Raw genomic sequence first — 17,419 nt, forward strand, 5'->3', positions numbered from 1 at the left:
CCTCTCAGACTACCGTTGATTTACAGTAATGCTGAACAAAATCAAAATGGGGCGGCAGGGTTTCCACCTTGCGCTTTGCCGCTGACTTTATCTGATGTAAAAAAGAGGTTAGCTCCTCATCTTCCATCGAATCCACAATGCTATGGTACTCTTTGGGCATGATCCCTTGCCCTATCATTACCTGTATCCAAGAGCTTTCACCAAACAGCTCATTGCCAAACTTATAGATATTGCCTGTTTCATTGAACATCTCAATTCGATGGCGAAGCGAGTCGGGGATAGACATCTCTTTGCAGTAGCGCCAAAAGCGGCTGTCATCTCGATTGGTGGCTTTATAGTGGAGAATGATAAAGTCGCGAATATTATCCATCTCAAACTTGGTTTGAGCATTAAACTCATCGGTATTTTGCTGAGCAAACTCTTGGGTGGGAAAGAGCTGCATTAGCCTGATAATACTGCGCTGGATTAGGTGAATGCTGGTGGACTCTAAAGGCTCTAGAAAGCCGCTAGAGAGCCCGATAGCAACACAGTTTTTGTGCCAATGTAAGCGACGTGTGCCTGTTTTGAACTTGATCACTCTTGGCTTGTTAATGGGTTCTCCCTCAATGTTACTCAGTAGCTGCTGTGTGGCGTCATCATCTGAGATAAATTTACTGCAAAATACCATGCCATTACCGGTTCTATTTTGCAGAGGGATCCGCCACTGCCAACCCGATTGATGGGCGATAGAACGAGTGTAGGGGATAGGTGAATTGGTGGCCTCTGTTTGCACTGCGATGGCACTGTCACAGGGCAACCAGTGACTCCAATCTTCAAAACCCGTGTTAAGGGTTTGCTCTATCAGCAACGCTTTGAAACCGGTGCAATCGATAAAGAGGTCACCATTGATAACTTGACCACTTTCAAGAACTAACGCTTTGATATGACCATTACTGTTTGATTTAGAGTCTTGGTGTTGCAGCACATCGGCTATCTTGCCCTCTATTCGACTCATGCCATGTTGTTCGGCAAACTTTCTGAGGTATTTGGCGTATAAACTGGCATCCATATGATAAGCATGGTTTTGATCTTGGTTTGGTAAAATGGCAAAGCGTCCCTCTCTAGCGGCGACATGTTCAGTGCAGTAATCACCTATCTCACTGGCAATGCCCTGTTTTTTGCCTTTTAACCAAAAGTGTTGAAAGCCGCAAGCCCAGCAATCTTTTCCCAGAAAGCCAAATGAGTGTAGGTAGGATTGATTGAGTTCTTTCCAGTTTTCAAATGAGATCCCTAATTTAAAGGTCGCATTGGTGGCTGCCATCACCTCCTGCTCCTTTAATCCCAGTAACCGATGGAATATATGCAGTGTTGGGATAGTGGCTTCACCTACCCCGACTGTGCCTATCTCATCTGATTCGACTAACACGATATCAAGGTGTTTCCCCATGAGTTTGCTTAGTGCTGCTGCTGTCATCCAGCCTGCGGTTCCTCCACCAGCGATGACGACTTTTTTGATTTTATTATCCATTGGGTCACTCCTCAGTTTGGGCTATCGCTTTAACTTATTGGTTAAATCGGCTCTTAGTTTTCGAGCATTAAGCTCATCGAGTGGTTTATGTAGGCAGCCCTGTGCGTGTGGGGGAATATGGTCTTGTGGCTGATCATCATGTTCAAAAATGTAGTGATCAAACAGGGCTTTCCAAGCAAGGCGTTGTGCTTTTGGCAAAGATCGCAGGCTTAACATGCTGTGAAGTAATGCGTTATTAGGGCGTCCAAGGTAAGCGGGTGTATCTCGCCACCAATGGGTTATAAGCACATTAAATTCATCTAGGCTGCTGACATGGTGCCACCACATGCTAGGGATAAAGAGTATATCTCCGGGGTCGAGTTCTGCGGTTTGAGAGGCCGCTAATGCTGTTGAAAATTTGGGGAATTTTTCTAAATCTGGCTGCTGTAAGTCAATCAAACTAATATCTTGACCGCCAGGGGAGAACTCCATTGGGCCTATGTATAGGTTACTGACTTGCTCAGGTGGAAAGAGGGTAAACCTTCTATGTCCAACCGCATTGCAGGCTAGGTTATGTGGGAAATCAAAGTGAGCGGCAACATGGGTCTGGTTGCCAAGCCAGATATTCGTCAGAGGGGATATATCTCCAAGCATTAGGCTGTTTTCAGCCCCTAACCCTGGCAGACATTGGTTGATATCTGTTGATCCCATGTAGATCCCAGCAGGAGTTGGCCTATTGGCTTCCTGAACTAGGTGTGAGAAGAGCTGCTTTAAATCCAGTCGTCCTGCTTGGTAGTTAAAACCGTTGAACTCACTGTTGTAGAAGACTCTTCCTTTGTGCTGCGGTGCAAGTTGATAGGCGGTGACAGGCATACCTTGATAGAAGGAGGCTAGGTATTTCATCGCTTCCTGATTCGATTCAAGCCCCGCTTTTACCAAGGGCCAATCTGAGCACAGCCCTTTAAAAACAAGCGGCTCATCAGCTGTCTCTATCTGAGACAGTAGCTCATCGATGTTGGACACTGTGATTGCTCTAACTTGAGTGTTGCCGGTGTTCATTGGCTTTGCCTACTTATTGTTTTGCATTTTTTAACGTTAACAGATCGCGGATCTTTGATTGCGATGCCATTGCCATATAGATGGCTTGTAGGTGTCCAGTCTTATGCAGTTGCGTTAACACTTCAGGCGCAAGGCCAGCCAGTATCTCCTCATTGATGGTATAGAAGCCTATCATCTGCTTCTGCTCCCCATTGTCGAGGGTGATATCTAAGGTGAATGACTCAAGCAGCTGATGTTCAATCAAGGTATCGATAAAGCGTTGACTGTCTTGCAGCCCGTAGTGGATTGTTTCTAGCATCTCTGCGGCGGCATCGAGAAAATCTGTATTACCACCAAAAGGGTGAAATAGAGCTTCCCCTTCGGTATCTGAAACTCTAGGACTCTCCATGTCGACATGAATTACCCTTTGTTGCTGCTCAATACCATCTTCACGTACTGTTTGCTGTCCAATGAGAAAAGGCTGACGTCTGACAGACAAAGGGATGTAGGATGCTTGCCAACCCTCATCATTTAAAAAGAGGTTCTCATTGTGCTGAAAGCCAAATAGGGCGACAGAAAAGAACTGACCAGTAGCGCCATCTTTGTGAAAAAAGATAGGGTAGCTTGCCTGAATACTGCGAAACTCTGCGGGAAAGGTCACGCTGTACCACATATTGTCCCCGAGCTCCTTTGAGCGTTCGGTTATCACTTTAAGATCTTTATGCTCTAGGCTATTAAGTAGTACATGTTTGCTCATTTGATAGGTCCTAATGGTTGTTCGATCGAGTCGAATTTTTATTGTTATAAAGTAGGGAAACCAAACTGTTTAACTTTGTCGAGTAACTCTCTGTTGCTGGGTAAGGTCTGGCTCAGGGAGCGAGTTCGCTTCTGATTCTCAACGAACATGGTTTGTGCTTGTTGAAGCATAGAGGGTTTGATGCAAGTTGGCTTTTGAGTCTGAAACCCCATTCCATAGAGTACGTATTGAAAACTTGCCGCAGGAAATAGTGGGTCTTTGTGATCGATATCTTGCGAGCATGGCACTTGGTAGTGCCAGAATTCAAGCTGTGATTGTAAACTGTCGGGGATGGAGCTTGTTTGTTGATGATCACGCCAGTAGGGCGTGTTGTTTCGACTGCTAAGCACGTAATGAAGTTTTAAAAAATCGATTATCTGTTGCCAGTGCTGTACATAGCGGTTGTTTACCCGAGTTGCTATTAGCTCCATGGATGCTCTATTTGGCGGCAGCTGTTGGGCGAGAGTCGTAGCACTCCATTCTACTAGGGCTAATGCCGAAGCTTCTAAAGGCTCAATGAATCCAGCAGCCATCCCAATGGCAATACAGTTATTTCTCCAGCACTTTTGATGATATCCCGGGGCTATCTCCAGCTTTCTTATCTCTGTTTTAGCCCGTTTATAGGCATCTTTTCCTATATAGTCCAGTAGTGCTTTCTCTGCTTCTTGATCCGATGCATGTTCTGATGAGTAGACATAGCCCACTCCTTTGCGTGTGGGCAGGCCTATATCCCATATCCAGCCACTCTCTTGTGCAGTGGACAGAGTACAGGAGGCGATAGGGCTATTTTCTTCAGGATAGGGGATCTGTATGGCCAGAGCACTATCATTAAATAGGACCGATTTTTGAGAGAGAAATGGCTCTTGATAATGCTTGCCTAGCAGTAGTGATTTCAGCCCTGAGCAGTCAACGAATAGGTCGCCACTAACAGAACCTGACTGAGTGCACTGCACACTTTTAATGTCACCATTGGTGTGTTCATTGATCCCGACTACGTGGTCGCTAATATAGTTGACACCTAATTTCTCAGTGCAGTGTTTCATTAGTAGCTGGCTAAACTTTCCTGCATCAAGGTGGTAGCCATAGTTATTATGAAAGTGATACTCGGGGGTTGAGATGGATTTAGGGGCTAATCCAAGTTGAGTTAACTGATCTTGGCTCGATACCGCTAAGGCAAAGCTGACCTCCTCTTGGTGAGCCAGCCAAAATGGTGCTAGGTCGATCTCTTGATGTGCAAAAGGAAGGCTAAAAGGGTGGAGGTAATCATTGGCATTGTTTGGCGTATGGGGTGCTGAAAGCTCACTGTGCCAGTTAATAAACCTCGAACCTTGCTTAAAGCTTGCATCACACTCAATGATAAACTGAGTTTCACTAATCCCAATTTTAGTCAAAGTGTTACGCATGGAAGGCCAAGTACCTTCACCCACACCGATTGGAGGGATATCTGGTGACTCGATTAAGGTGATATTGAGTTTGGGGGTAGTGAGGAGTTTGCCATTATCTGTATTATGCTCAGCAGCCAGTATTCCAGCAGTTATCCAGCCAGCGGTGCCGCCGCCTACAATAATGATATTACTGATCGCTTGGTGCATGTGCTATTTATTATCCCCGTAACGTTAAGACGTTATCTTTGTATAACATACTTTTATCTATTCTGATCGCTATTGCGTTGCTTCCACATTATAGGAAAGAGATCACTTCCTTGTGATTCAAGTTTGTCATTAGAGCCAAAATTGACTGGCTCTATTCACTATGACATTAAAATGAGGTAACAAATTTATACCTCAAGACCTCTAGCAGAACTCAGTTAGAAGGTGTAACGTGCGCCTAAACTGTACCTAGCTCCAGTTTGTGTATAATTTAGGACCTGCTCATTAGCACGGCCATGCACGCGAGTATTCTCATCTGTGATGTTGAGACCTTCGATAAAGACTGTTAACCCTTCGACCATTGGAACGTCATAGCCAATGTTAAAATCAACTTGCGAATAGGCTTCAGTGTATTGTGGATTCGCACCTGTACCTTGTCCTTGAGAGTTTAAAAACTCATCACGCCAGTTGTAGGCGATACGGGCTGTAAATCCATAGTTTTCATAGATACCCACTAGGTTAGCGGTGTCACTGATACCATTAATCACATTTTGCGACGGATCTCCTGGGCGACCCAAGTTGGCATTATTGTAGCTATCACCTGCATTAACTAAGGTGTAGTTAGCCTGCACGCCAAAGCCTGACTCACCAAAGAAGTGCTGAATGGCAAACTCCCAACCGTCGATAACATTGCTTAAATCGCTGTTGGTTGGTTTAGTGATGAGGAAGTTGAGATCCGGATCGCCAGGATTACCAGCTATCTCAATATTGCCGTTAGCTGGGTTGATGCTAACGTTAGGATCTGTGCTGCCATAATTATCAAAAATCCATTGTCTCTGCTCAATTGCAGTTGATGCACCAGCCGCGATGGCTTCCTGAACATACTGACCATTTGATGGATCTGGAATATTGTAGAGGTTTGAATTTTCAGGGTTTGAGCTAATAAAGTTAGTGACATCTTTTCTAAAGTAGCCGACAGAGACGTAGCTGCCTTCATCATAGTACCACTCCGTTGAGATATCATAGTTAGTTGACTCTAACGGTAACAAACTCGGGTTACCGGCTTCGCCACTGCCTCCGCCTCTGTTGGCAAGAGTACCGACTGTGGTACCACCTTGAATGGAGGTGTAGTCTGGACGGCCTATGGTTTCACTAAACGCCATGCGGACATAGATATCTTCAACCACTTCAATATTGAAGTTTACGCTTGGCAGTAGGTAATCATAATCACCGGTTTGGGTCTGGAATACTCGGTTATCAGCCGCTGAACTCGATAGCGCAATCTCAGTTTCGGCAATCCAAGTTGCCGTGTCGTAGGCTGATACTGCAGAGGTTGAGGTGACGTCAGTCTTTTCATAACGTAAGCCCACATGCACATCAAATGGCATATCGCCTAGGTCACCCGCATAATTATATTGAATATAGGCTGATTGTGACTCCTCTTGGGTAAATCTATCGGTGTCACTGGCATAATCTGTTGAGGGGCAGAACCCATTACCACAGTCACCAACGGCGCTCGATGCATAAAGCTCTGCTGCGCGAGCTCTCACCGCTTCAAAGTCCCAAAGGAAGATGGTGTTTAGTGGATCTGTTGCCGCCGAGCCTTGGTAGTCTGAGAAATCACCTTGTGAGCCATCAAGCTTGTCCAATACTGTGTCTTGTGGGAACCAAGCTGCATCGAGATCTCCCTCTGAACCAACGCCTCCCCAATCGTTTCGCTGAACATTGACCGATTGAGAGTGGTTATTCACATCTGTCATGGCTATGCCAAAGTCGATAGTGCCAGCCTCTTCAAGATCATAGCTTCCTGAAATCTGTAACTGCTCTATCTCTGAGCGGTTAATTGCGTTGGTAAATACTGACCCTGTCACGCGCATATCTTCAGGTCTAACGGCATTGCCACCGCCAACGGCCAATACGGGCACATCACCAGTAAAGTCTGTCGCTGCACTGGTTCTAACAAAAGCGGCTGTGCTTAATAAGCTGCTACTACCGTTCGGACTGTTAGGGGTACGCTCTGCGTATGAGTCATGATAATCCAATGCTAAAGAGAGGTTTTCACTCACTTCCCAATCGATATTTAAGCCTAATGAACCACTTTGATCTCGGGTGCCATAGTCACCAGCCGCCATAGAGAGATCCGCTGGTGCATCATAAAGTTCAGAATAAACCAGTGGCGAGGAGACAGGGCCATCGCTCCACGTACTCTCCTGTGTTGGCACAAAGTTGAACCAAGCTGAGACATCGTGAAATTGAGTATCGACATCATTGCGCATATAGGTGTAGTCGAGGGTGGTACGAATTGAATCTGTTGGCTGATATTGCAGCACGAGTTGACCATTGGTACGTTTACGCTGCTGCTCTTCAAATCGATAGACTGTGGTTTGCGGTACGCTATACACATCATCGTCACCTGGACGATTTATCTGATTTGCATCTTTTGGTACGCCGCCCCATTCAGCATTTGAACCAGCCCAATCTTGGTCGACTATGCCAGGAAAACTGCGCCAGCCTGTTCCAACTTGTGCTTGCTGATTACCACTTTCACGTTCCTGATAGCTGCCTGAAATAGAGATCCCGAATTTGTCATCGGCAAAGGTATTTGAGTACAGGCCTGATAACTCAGGAGTGACAGAGCCTTTATCTGTTGATGAGTCATCAACGGCTTTAGCCCCAAAAGAGGCTTTTAGACCTGGAGAGCTTAGTGGTCTGTGGGTCAATACATTGATAGTGGCACCAATACCACCCGTTGGGTTTGATGCTTGCGCTGTTTTCTCTACTTCAACGGCGCTAATGGCCTCTGATGCGATATTGGCAAAATCAAAAGAGCGAGATCCTGTGGTCACAGGCATCTGGCGATTATTAAGTAGGACTAAGTTTTGATCGGCACCGAAACCACGAACCGATACTCGGCTACCTTCGCCGTTTTGACGATCGATTGAAACGCCGGTGATACGTTGTAGTGATTCAGCCAAGTTACTGTCGGGGAACTTACCTATGTCCTCGGCGTTAATGGCATCGACAATTCCTTCTGAGCCACGCTTAAGATCCATTGATTTAATTAAACTGCCGCGGATACCTGAAACCTGAATCACTTCGATATTTTTATCTTGGCTAGTATCATCTGCAGCCATAGCAGGCATGATACCGCTTACCCCCAATATTAAGGACAAGCTGCTAGCCAGTTTAGTTTTAGTAAAATGCTTACGTTCCATCGAACTCTCCCCAGTTAAGCTTGGCGACTGCTTCTCTGCCTACTTTGATTATTATTGATCTGAGCACTTTTTGTTTTTTTATATAAACCCAATTGTAAGCGCTTACATTTAAGGTAGAGTAATTATTAAACACAGTCAACAGAAAGGTTGCGCCAAGGTTAATTTGAGTTGATTTTTTGTTGCTTTAAAGCGGTTTTTTGTGGTGCACAGTGACTGTTTTTATATTAGTTAATAGTGGGTTATCTTATGTTTATGAGATGGCAGCCAAGCTGCCACACTCATTTCAATTTTTATCTTTCAGTGCGCTATTTTAAGCTTTTGACTGAATCTCGCAGAATTAATTGAGGGGTAAATGTGTTTACTATGCTCAAATCTGGCTTGTTGTATACATTCTTTAATACCCAAAGTGCAGCCATTTTGCCCATCTCTTGAATTGGGTTACTGACGGTTGAGAGCTTAGGGGAGATATATTTGGGAAAAGGGGAGTTATCATAGCCGATAAATGACAGCTGTTTGGGGACGCTAATATCGCGCTCTAAGCTGACGGCGATAGCCCCTGATGCCATCTGGTCGTTGGCACTGATCACGCAGGTAAATTGCTTATCCTGTTTGAGCAGATACTCCATAGCGCTTACCCCACTGGGTTCACGAAAGTTGCCCTCAAAAAAAAGAGTCTCATCAAAGGTCACTTCAAATTCAGCTAAGGCCTGTTTATGCCCCTCTAAGCGCTCTCTTGCATCGGACTTAAATTGTGGCCCAGCAATGTAAGCTAGCTGTGTGTGCCCCTGAGACAGAACATGTTTTGTCGCTAGGTATCCACCTAAAGCGTTATTGAGGTAGATACATCTCTCCTCTATTTCGCTGATAAATCGGTTAATTAATACGATAGGCGTGCTTTGCTGACATAAGTTAATGATGTACTCATCACTGAGTGCTTCAACATCTAAGATGAGGGCATCACAGCCTCTATCAAGGAGAAACTCTACAGCCTCTTTCTCTTGAGTCTCGTTGCTGTGTCCTGCTGCGATAATGACATGCTTGTTGGCATCGCGAAGCGCAGTTTCAATCTCGGTCATCATGGGGCCATAAAACGGACCATCGAGCTGAGAGACTAGCACACCAATGCTGTTAGAGCGGTTTGACGCCAGTGATTGGGCTATGGAACTGGGTCGATAACCCAGTTGATCCATCGCATCTTGCACTTTCTTTTTAGTCTTCTCACTGACATTGGTGTTTTTATTCATCACCCTAGACACAGTCGCTAGGGAAACACCTGCCAATACTGATACATCATAGATGGTGGCCATATTGTCCTTGATTGCCCCGATGAAACTATTTTTAGCAGATTAGCATGCTTTTATTTTTCCATTCTATTTAATTCGAGATGGATCTCATCAACTTTGCTGTTTTTTAGGGTGTATTTGCGCATAACGATGGCAACTAAAATAGAACCTACTGCTGGGTAGACGGTGAAAGAGAGTAAAATACCATTTAGGGTTTGTGGTGTTTGTTCTACATCTGCCTGGTAACCGTAACCTGAGAGTAACCAGCCAGCTGCTGCTCCGCCTATGGCTACGCCAAGTTTGATAAAGAAAATAATTGAGGAGTAGATAATGCCGGTGAGCCTAACCCCATCTTTATACTGGCCGTAATCAACCGTATCCGCCATCTTTGCCCACAACAGTGGTGTGGCCATATTGAACGCAAATCCCCATAGGATAAACATGGCGAAAGCGAGTTCCACCTGCTCCTTCGGGACAAAATAGGTGGCAATACATAAGGCCGCCGCAATCAATTGCAGTGAGATGTACGCGTTGACTTTACAGACGCGTTTCGCCAATGGCTGAGCTAACATGCAACCAAAAATATTACCTACCATACCCAATGTGATGAAAAGAGTTATCTTATCCGGCATCTGCAGGAAGTATTTTACATAGTAGATGGCTAGGCTAGTTTTTAGCACCATACCTGAGAGCAGACATACTGATGCGATACATAAGATGCGCCATTGATCATTCTTCACCAAATAACCGACATCTTGCTTAAAGCTTGATTGGTGGGGCTGAGAAGGAGTGAGCCTCTCTTTAGTATTCCAAAAGCAGATTAAAAACATCGCCACGCCTAAAATACTCATGGCAGTGATAGTGAGTTGATAGCCTTTAGCTTGATCTCCCTCACCGAGAAACTCAACCAAAGGTAAGGTCAGTCCCGAGACTAATAGCCCTCCTAACATCGCAAATACGAAGCGGTAGGATTGCACTGAAACACGCTCTTTAGGATCGGAGGTGAGTACCCCACCTAATGCGCAGTAGGGGATATTAATTGCGGTATAAACCATCATCAACGCAGTGTAAGTGACAAAGGCGTATATCATCTTTCCCTGCTCAGAGAGGTCTGGCGTAGTAAAAGCCAAGACACTGAAGAGTCCAAAGGGGAGGGCAAACCAGAGCAGATAGGGCCTAAATTTTCCATAGCGTGTTTGGGTTCTGTCGGTCATCGCCCCCATTAAGGGATCGGTAATAGCATCTATAAGACGCACGGCTAAGAACATGGTACCGACAAAGGCGGGAGGGATCCCAAAAATATCAGTATAGAAAAACGTTAGAAACAACATGACCGTCTGAAATACGATATTACTGGCAGTATCTCCTAATCCATATGCAATCTTCTCTTTAACACTGACCATGGTGAGTACCTTTTTATTGTTATTATCTATTTATTTATCAAATTTTAGTTATCGGTATGACGTGCTGTAATAAAGTCTCGATAGGCAAGTCCACTGGCTTTTATCGTGCGAACTTGCGTATTGTAGTCAACATATACCAATCCGAAGCGTTTTAGGTAGCCTTCAGCCCACTCAAAGTTATCCATTAAACTCCATGCGAAGTAGCCCTGAATATTGACGCCCGCTTCTATCGCTTTGTCCAATGCTTCAAGGTGACCTTGGTAATATTGAACTCTGTCTAGATCATTGACCGATTGCGCTATCAGTTTATCGTCCATCGCTGCACCATTTTCGGTGATGTAGATAGGAGGCAGTTGATAGGATTTATCCAGAGAGATAAGTAGGTCCGTAAAAGCTTGAGGGTAGATCTCCCAGCCAATATCTGTTCTAGGAACATCAGGCATGGTTATCTCTTTAAATCTTTGCTCTGGACAGTGTTGATATCGATTTCGGGTATAAAAATTAACGCCCAAGAAATCGAGAGGTTGAGTCAGAATATCCATATCTCCCGCCAAAATAACGGGTTTATCCTTATCCTCTAAGCTGCCCATAATATCTGGGTAACGGCCATCGAAAAGTGGCTTGATATACCATTGGTTAAAGTATTCATCGGCAAGGGCTGCTGCTTTCTTATCTTGCAGAGAATCGCTGACCGGATAGCAAGGGGTAAAGTTCAGTACGATACCATTGAGGCTATGTGGGGCGTTTTTTTGCAGCACCTGCATCGCGAGTCCATGGGCGAGCAGTAGATGATGTGCTGCTTGTCTGCCATAGGATACCTGTGCCAACCCCGGAGCATGAATACCTGCCTCGTAACCTAAGTATGAGCTGCAAAACGGCTCATTGAGTGTCGCGTAAGAGTAGACTCTATCGCCGAGGATTTGGCTGACTTTATCAGCATAGTCTTGAAACAGGAAGGCGGTTTCGCGGTTGAGCCAGCCGCCATTGTCTTCAATATGTTGTGGTAGATCCCAATGATAGAGAGTGACAAAGGCTTTAATCTTCTTGCGTTTGAGGGCATCAAGTAGCTGAATATAAAAATCTATTCCTTCAGAATTAACGCTGCCATCTTGATTGATCACCCTGCCCCAAGAGAGTGAAAGTCGGTAAGCATCTACGTTCAGTGAATCAATCAGTTCAATATCTTCTTTCCATAGTTTCAGGTGCTCACAGGCTGATTTGCCATCAGAACCATCACGGATCTTCCCTTGGGTTGAACAGAAGGTATCCCAAATGCAGGGGAGTCGGGAGTCATAGCCCCCCTCAATTTGAAACGAAGCGGTGGCAACGCCGTAAGTAAACTCTTTTTGGTTAAGCCTCGACGCTTCTGGTAAAGATATTTTCATTAAATCATCACTTATTCTAATTCTGGGTTGTTGTTCGACGCTAGCGTGTTCACTTTTGATAATGTGCTTGGCTCTGTTGACCATGGTTCTCGAAGTTCTGGTTTTTGAGAGCACGGTTATTGTGCGCAGTTGTCGAAATATAGTCGCAAAACATGTTGACTTTGGTTATCGCGATGTTAACAATGAAAGCGCTTACATCGAGATTAGTGGCTTCTCTGAGAAAGGTCAATCATTGATTAGGATATTTTATGGTCCGGCTCAATTTGTCACTTAACGATAACGAAAAATTCAATTGGGATGGGTAGTGTATGGCGAGTACATCAGTATTAAATGAGCAATCACAGAGTGCGCACCAAAGTGGGGACTTTCGCTTTGCTTTAGTGGCGCTAACCTCACTCTTTTTTATGTGGGGTTTTATCACTTGTCTCAATGATATTCTTATCCCTTACCTGAAAAACATGTTTGATCTTAACTACACCCAAGCGATGTTGGTTCAGTTCTGCTTTTTCGGGGCTTACTTTATCGTCTCTATTCCTGCGGGAAGTTTAGTGGGAAAAATTGGCTATCAGAAGGGGATTGTCACTGGACTTGCCATTGCATGTTTGGGGTGCTTACTCTTCTATCCATCGGCAAGTTTCGCCTCCTACTGGATGTTTCTTGTGGCTTTTTTTGTGTTGGCTTCGGGCATCACTATACTGCAAGTTGCCGCTAATCCTTACGTGAGTGTACTTGGCCCTGCCAACACTGCTTCGTCTCGATTGACTCTGACTCAGGCTTTTAATTCATTGGGGACGACAGTTGCGCCATTTTTTGGTAGCTGGTTAATTTTATCGACCTCAGAGCATGGGGGCACAAACTCTGAAGTATTGAATGATGCCGCTTACCAGGCAAGTACGGTACAGGTGCCGTATCTGATCTTAGCGGGTACATTAATCTTGATAGCGGCACTCTTTTTACGTTTAAAATTGCCACTTTTGGGGATGAAGAAAAGCTCATCATTGCCTGAAAAGCCAGGTGTTCATAGTATCAGTGCTTGGCATTATCCTCATTTAGTTCTTGGCGCCGTGGGCATTTTTGTCTATGTGGGAGCTGAGGTGTCAATCGGTAGTTTTCTGATCAGCTTTTTAGGTCAGGAGGAGATTGCCGGGCTTAGCCATGCAGAAGCTGCAAACTATATTGCTTACTATTTTGGTGGCGCTATGGTGGGACGCTTTTTGGGTGCGGCGGTCATGCAGAAGATTAAAGCTGGTAAGGTGCTGGCATTCAATGCGGTATTAGCCTGTGTGTTGATTGTGTTTGCAATCTTTAGCACTGGGAGTCTTGCCATGTGGGCACTGCTTCTCGTGGGTTTGTGTAACTCAATCATGTTTCCTACAATTTTTAGTTTAGCGCTGCAAGATCTTGGGCAATTCACCAGTCAGGGATCGGGTATCTTATGTTTAGCGATAGTCGGTGGTGCCATTATTCCTCTGCTTCAAGGAGGCTTAGCTGATATTTTTGGTATTCAATTAGCTTTTGCTTTACCACTGCTTTGCTACGGGTTTATTGCTTATTACGGCATGAAAGGCTGTGATGCAAAACGGCCATTACACTAGTTTTTCACTCTCTCAAATGACGCATTATAATTAAAAGGTTTTGATACTATGAGTGTGCTTGCATACAAACGTTCGCTACTTTCCATCACGATACTAGCAATAACCATGACCAGTGGTTGCAGTAAAGAGGTAGCACCTCAAAAGGAAGATCTAGAGCCTAAAGAGGGCCTCCAAAGCTATGCTTTTGGCGGTAAGGCAGTGGATATCAATATCTGGCCAGCACTTGAGCTCCCCCACCGTAATAGCAGTGAGGTTGAAGGTAAGGTCGCTGAGATTTTAGCGGGGATGACTTTAGAGCAAAAAGTAGCGCAGATGATCCAGCCTGAGATCCGCGATATTAGTGTCGAAGATATGCGTCAATATGGCTTTGGCTCCTACCTAAATGGTGGTGGGGCATACCCCAACAATGATAAGCATGCACTCCCCTCCGATTGGATTGCTCTTGCTGAGAATATGTATCAAGCATCGGTTGATGCAAGCCTTGATGGGTCAAGCATTCCAACCATGTGGGGAACCGATGCCGTACACGGACACAATAATGTGATTGGGGCGACTCTGTTTCCTCACAATATTGGCCTAGGCGCTGCTAACAATCCTGAGCTTATCCGTGAGGTTGCTGCTATTACCGCAAAAGAGGTGATGGTGACAGGGATAGATTGGGTGTTTGCCCCAACCGTTGCTGTTGTACGTGATGACAGGTGGGGGCGAACCTATGAGGGGTACTCTGAAGATCCTGAGATTGTACTGGCTTACTCTGCCGCAATAGTTGAAGGTTTACAAGGCGAGGCCAGTGGTGATGAATTTCTCTCATCTGAGCACGTAATCTCAACGGTTAAGCATTTTCTCGGTGATGGCGGTACTGAAAAGGGCGTTGATCAGGGAGATAACTTGATTGATGAACAGGGGCTGTTTGATCTTCATGGACAGGGTTATGTGGGAGGCTTGGTCGCTGGCTCGCAAAGTGTGATGGCCTCGTTCAATAGCTGGCACGGGGTAAAAAACCACGGTAATGAGTATCTGCTAACCGATGTTCTTAAAACTCGAATGGGTTTCGATGGTTTCGTTGTGGGAGACTGGAACGGTCACGGTCAGGTGTTAGGTTGTACAAATGAGACTTGTCCACAAGCAGTCAATGCTGGACTTGATATGTTTATGGTGCCCACTGATGCGTGGAAACCTCTGTATGAAAACACCATCGCAGAGGTGAGAAGTGGCCAGATATCTCAAGCGAGGATCGATGATGCGGTGAGCCGTATCTTACGTGTCAAAGTGCGTGCTGGATTATTTAATAAACCTAGCCCTGCAAATCGCCCATTATCTGGAAAGCTTGAGCTCATTGGTCATGAAAGTCACCGCCAAGTTGCCAAGCAAGCGGTGAGGGAATCTTTGGTGCTGTTGAAAAATGGCCATAATACCCTACCTCTCTCCCCTAAGATGAGAGTACTGGTTGCGGGAGATGGTGCAAATAACATAGGTAAACAGTCTGGTGGCTGGAGTATTACTTGGCAGGGAACGGACAATCAAAATAGTGACTTTCCAGGTGCAAGCTCTATCTATGATGGGATAAAAGAGACCGTACTTAAAGCGGGTGGCACTGCAACACTGGATATTGCTGGCCAGTATAGCGAGGAAAACCGACCCGATGTGGCGATTGTCGTCTTTGGTGAGGAGCCCTACGCCGAAGGTAATGGTGATATTGATAACTTAGAGTATCAAAGGGGTGATAAAAGAGATCTGGCACTACTGAAAAGACTTAAAAGTGAAGGGATCCCTGTTGTTTCGATTTTTATTACCGGACGTCCTTTATGGGTTAATCCAGAACTCAATGCATCGGACTCCTTTGTGGTAGCTTGGCTTCCAGGAAGTGAAGGTGATGCGGTCGCTGACGTTCTGTTCTCATCCTCTGACGGTCAAGTTGTCAATGATATGACAGGAAAGCTCTCTTTCTCTTGGCCATCAACGCCTATGCAGGCTGTGGTAAATCGCTTTGATAAGGATTACCAACCTCTGTTTAAGTATGGTCATGGTTTATCTTACGCTGATAAAGGTGACTCAGCCTTAGTATCAGAGATTAAGCCTGTCGACTCAGATATTTTACGCCCCTTAGTAATACTTAAAAATGCCGTGAAGGCGCCTTGGCGATTATCCATAGGGACAAGCGCTGATCAAGACTTGATTAACACCAGTTTACAAACCAGTGGTCCTGTGGTGATGCGAACCATTGATAGGGTGGTGCAGGAGGACGCACGTAAGTTTAACTTAGATGGTAAAGAGCAGGGCGTTATCCGTTTTGGGGCAAACTTTACTCGAGACTTACGTGCATATGAGCAGGGAAATACAGCGGTTTCGTTTGATATTAAGCTTGATGAATTCACCCCGCAGAGCACACAACTATCAATGGTTTGTGACAAGGCCTGTGGAGTCCCAGTGGCGCTAGAAGAGAAATTTAAGCAGATCGCGGGCACGGGGTGGCAAACAATATCGGTGGATCTTGCCTGCTTTGAGTTAAGCAGTGATCAGCTTTCAAAAGTTCAAAGCCCATTTCTGTTCTCCTCGAAGGCGAAAATTACCATGAGTCTATCGAATATCTATTGGCTCCCTGATTATCAAGGTCAGCCAGATGTCTCATGTCATTAATTCTAATCATTAAATTTACTTATTATCGTTGGAGAGAGGCTCATGTTTAGAATTGGCATCGATTTAGGTGGTACCAAAATTGAGTTAATTGCGTTAGATGCTAGTGGTGAAGAGCGCTTTCGTAAGCGAGTACCCACACCAAGGCAATACCCATCAACCTTGGATGCTATTGTTGAACTGGTCAATGAAGCTGAGCTTGTGATAGGTGAGAAAGCAAGTATTGGCGTTGGGATCCCTGGAATCGTGTCTCCCTTTACTGGCTTGGTAAAAAATGCCAACTCAACCTGGATTAATGGTCACCCCTTAGATGTTGATTTAGGTAAGCGGTTAGCACGGAAAGTAAAGGTGGCGAATGATGCCAACTGCTTTGCCGTATCGGAAGCGGTAGATGGTGCGGCTAAAAACAGCGCAGTGGTGTTTGGGGTTATTATCGGTACTGGCTGCGGCGCAGGTATCGCGATTAATGGTCAAGTACACGCAGGTGGTAATGGCATAGGTGGAGAGTGGGGCCATAACCCGCTTCCATGGATGACACCTGATGAACACCACTCAACTAGCTGTTTTTGTGGCAATAGAGACTGTATCGAAACCTTTATCTCAGGCACAGGGTTTGTCCGTGATTTTCGAGAGTCTGGTGGGGAAGCCGCTAGTGGCATTGAGATAGCCCAGCTGATGGAGCAGGGCGATGCATTGGCTACCCAAGCTTTTACGCGTTTTATCGACAGACTTGCACGCTCCTTAGCCCATGTCATTAACGTACTTGACCCTGATGTCATCGTATTGGGCGGCGGCGTATCGAATATCGATGCCATCTACACTGAGCTACCTGCGGTGCTTCCCAACTATGTGCTAGGTCGAGAGTGTGAAACCCCAGTGGTTAAGAATCTCTATGGTGCCTCATCCGGCGTTAGAGGCGCAGCCTGGTTATGGGGAAGAGATAGTTAACCCCCTCTAGATGACTCACATCAAAACAAAAACCTGCAATGATGCAG

11 protein-coding genes are annotated in these 17,419 nt (G+C 45.4%); 3 read left to right on the forward strand and 8 right to left on the reverse strand.

The genetic code is table 11. The features are described 5' to 3' along the window. Positions 1 to 4: 4 nt before the first annotated feature. The 8 genes from SWOO_RS05795 to SWOO_RS05830 all read right to left on the reverse strand — a co-directional run bounded on the left by SWOO_RS05795 (position 5) and on the right by SWOO_RS05830 (position 12,195). The gene (locus tag SWOO_RS05795; RefSeq protein ID WP_012323779.1) at positions 5 to 1,507 is read right to left on the reverse strand and encodes a tryptophan halogenase family protein; all 1,503 of its coding nucleotides are present in this window, start codon (positions 1,505 to 1,507) and stop codon (positions 5 to 7) included. Between the two features lie 21 nt (positions 1,508 to 1,528). After that, positions 1,529 to 2,545, reverse strand: coding sequence for a cupin-like domain-containing protein (locus tag SWOO_RS05800; RefSeq protein WP_012323780.1), 1,017 nt, complete (start codon positions 2,543 to 2,545; stop codon positions 1,529 to 1,531). Positions 2,546 to 2,558: 13 nt separating this feature from the next. Then, entirely contained in the window at positions 2,559 to 3,281 is a 723-nt protein-coding gene (locus SWOO_RS05805) for a SapC family protein (RefSeq protein ID WP_012323781.1), read from the reverse strand. A 44-nt stretch (positions 3,282 to 3,325) separates the two neighbouring features. Next, positions 3,326 to 4,912 (reverse strand): tryptophan halogenase family protein, encoded by a 1,587-nt coding sequence (locus tag SWOO_RS05810; protein WP_012323782.1) that lies wholly within the window; start codon positions 4,910 to 4,912, stop codon positions 3,326 to 3,328. 215 nt (positions 4,913 to 5,127) lie between these two features. Continuing rightward, a complete protein-coding gene (locus SWOO_RS05815) occupies positions 5,128 to 8,124 on the reverse strand; it encodes a TonB-dependent receptor (protein WP_012323783.1) in 2,997 nt (998 codons plus the stop codon). Between the two features lie 305 nt (positions 8,125 to 8,429). After that, the gene (locus SWOO_RS05820; protein WP_012323784.1) at positions 8,430 to 9,431 is read right to left on the reverse strand and encodes a LacI family DNA-binding transcriptional regulator; all 1,002 of its coding nucleotides are present in this window, start codon (positions 9,429 to 9,431) and stop codon (positions 8,430 to 8,432) included. A gap of 50 nt (positions 9,432 to 9,481) precedes the next feature. After that, on the reverse strand, positions 9,482 to 10,810 hold the full coding sequence (locus tag SWOO_RS05825) for a glycoside-pentoside-hexuronide (GPH):cation symporter (protein WP_012323785.1): 1,329 nt from the start codon (positions 10,808 to 10,810) through the stop codon (positions 9,482 to 9,484). A 44-nt stretch (positions 10,811 to 10,854) separates the two neighbouring features. Then, positions 10,855 to 12,195: a GH1 family beta-glucosidase gene (locus tag SWOO_RS05830; protein ID WP_012323786.1), complete on the reverse strand. Its 1,341-nt coding sequence runs from the start codon at positions 12,193 to 12,195 to the stop codon at positions 10,855 to 10,857. A 308-nt stretch (positions 12,196 to 12,503) separates the two neighbouring features. Here SWOO_RS05830 and SWOO_RS05840 point away from each other — a divergent pair, with 308 nt between their 5' ends. The 3 genes from SWOO_RS05840 to mak are packed head-to-tail and all read left to right on the forward strand — an operon-like array spanning position 12,504 to position 17,372. After that, on the forward strand, positions 12,504 to 13,790 hold the full coding sequence (locus SWOO_RS05840; RefSeq protein ID WP_012323787.1) for a sugar MFS transporter: 1,287 nt from the start codon (positions 12,504 to 12,506) through the stop codon (positions 13,788 to 13,790). A gap of 48 nt (positions 13,791 to 13,838) precedes the next feature. Continuing rightward, entirely contained in the window at positions 13,839 to 16,427 is a 2,589-nt protein-coding gene (locus SWOO_RS05845) for a glycoside hydrolase family 3 protein (RefSeq protein ID WP_012323788.1), read from the forward strand. Positions 16,428 to 16,469: 42 nt separating this feature from the next. Next, positions 16,470 to 17,372, forward strand: coding sequence for a fructokinase (mak, locus tag SWOO_RS05850; RefSeq protein ID WP_012323789.1), 903 nt, complete (start codon positions 16,470 to 16,472; stop codon positions 17,370 to 17,372). Positions 17,373 to 17,419: the final 47 nt, after the last annotated feature.

This window comes from Shewanella woodyi ATCC 51908 (assembly GCF_000019525.1).
GTDB lineage: Bacteria > Pseudomonadota > Gammaproteobacteria > Enterobacterales > Shewanellaceae > Shewanella > Shewanella woodyi.

Excerpts from the sequence above, each read along its gene's own strand:
- SWOO_RS05795 (WP_012323779.1), bottom strand. The coding sequence starts at position 1,507 with ATGGATAATAAAATCAAAAAAGTCGTCATCGCTGGTGGAGGAACCGCA.
- SWOO_RS05800 (WP_012323780.1), bottom strand. The coding sequence starts at position 2,545 with ATGAACACCGGCAACACTCAAGTTAGAGCAATCACAGTGTCCAACATC.
- SWOO_RS05805 (WP_012323781.1), bottom strand. The coding sequence starts at position 3,281 with ATGAGCAAACATGTACTACTTAATAGCCTAGAGCATAAAGATCTTAAA.
- SWOO_RS05810 (WP_012323782.1), bottom strand. The coding sequence starts at position 4,912 with ATGCACCAAGCGATCAGTAATATCATTATTGTAGGCGGCGGCACCGCT.
- SWOO_RS05815 (WP_012323783.1), bottom strand. The coding sequence starts at position 8,124 with ATGGAACGTAAGCATTTTACTAAAACTAAACTGGCTAGCAGCTTGTCC.
- SWOO_RS05820 (WP_012323784.1), bottom strand. The coding sequence starts at position 9,431 with ATGGCCACCATCTATGATGTATCAGTATTGGCAGGTGTTTCCCTAGCG.
- SWOO_RS05825 (WP_012323785.1), bottom strand. The coding sequence starts at position 10,810 with ATGGTCAGTGTTAAAGAGAAGATTGCATATGGATTAGGAGATACTGCC.
- SWOO_RS05830 (WP_012323786.1), bottom strand. The coding sequence starts at position 12,195 with ATGAAAATATCTTTACCAGAAGCGTCGAGGCTTAACCAAAAAGAGTTT.
- SWOO_RS05840 (WP_012323787.1), top strand. The coding sequence starts at position 12,504 with ATGGCGAGTACATCAGTATTAAATGAGCAATCACAGAGTGCGCACCAA.
- SWOO_RS05845 (WP_012323788.1), top strand. The coding sequence starts at position 13,839 with ATGAGTGTGCTTGCATACAAACGTTCGCTACTTTCCATCACGATACTA.
- mak (WP_012323789.1), top strand. The coding sequence starts at position 16,470 with ATGTTTAGAATTGGCATCGATTTAGGTGGTACCAAAATTGAGTTAATT.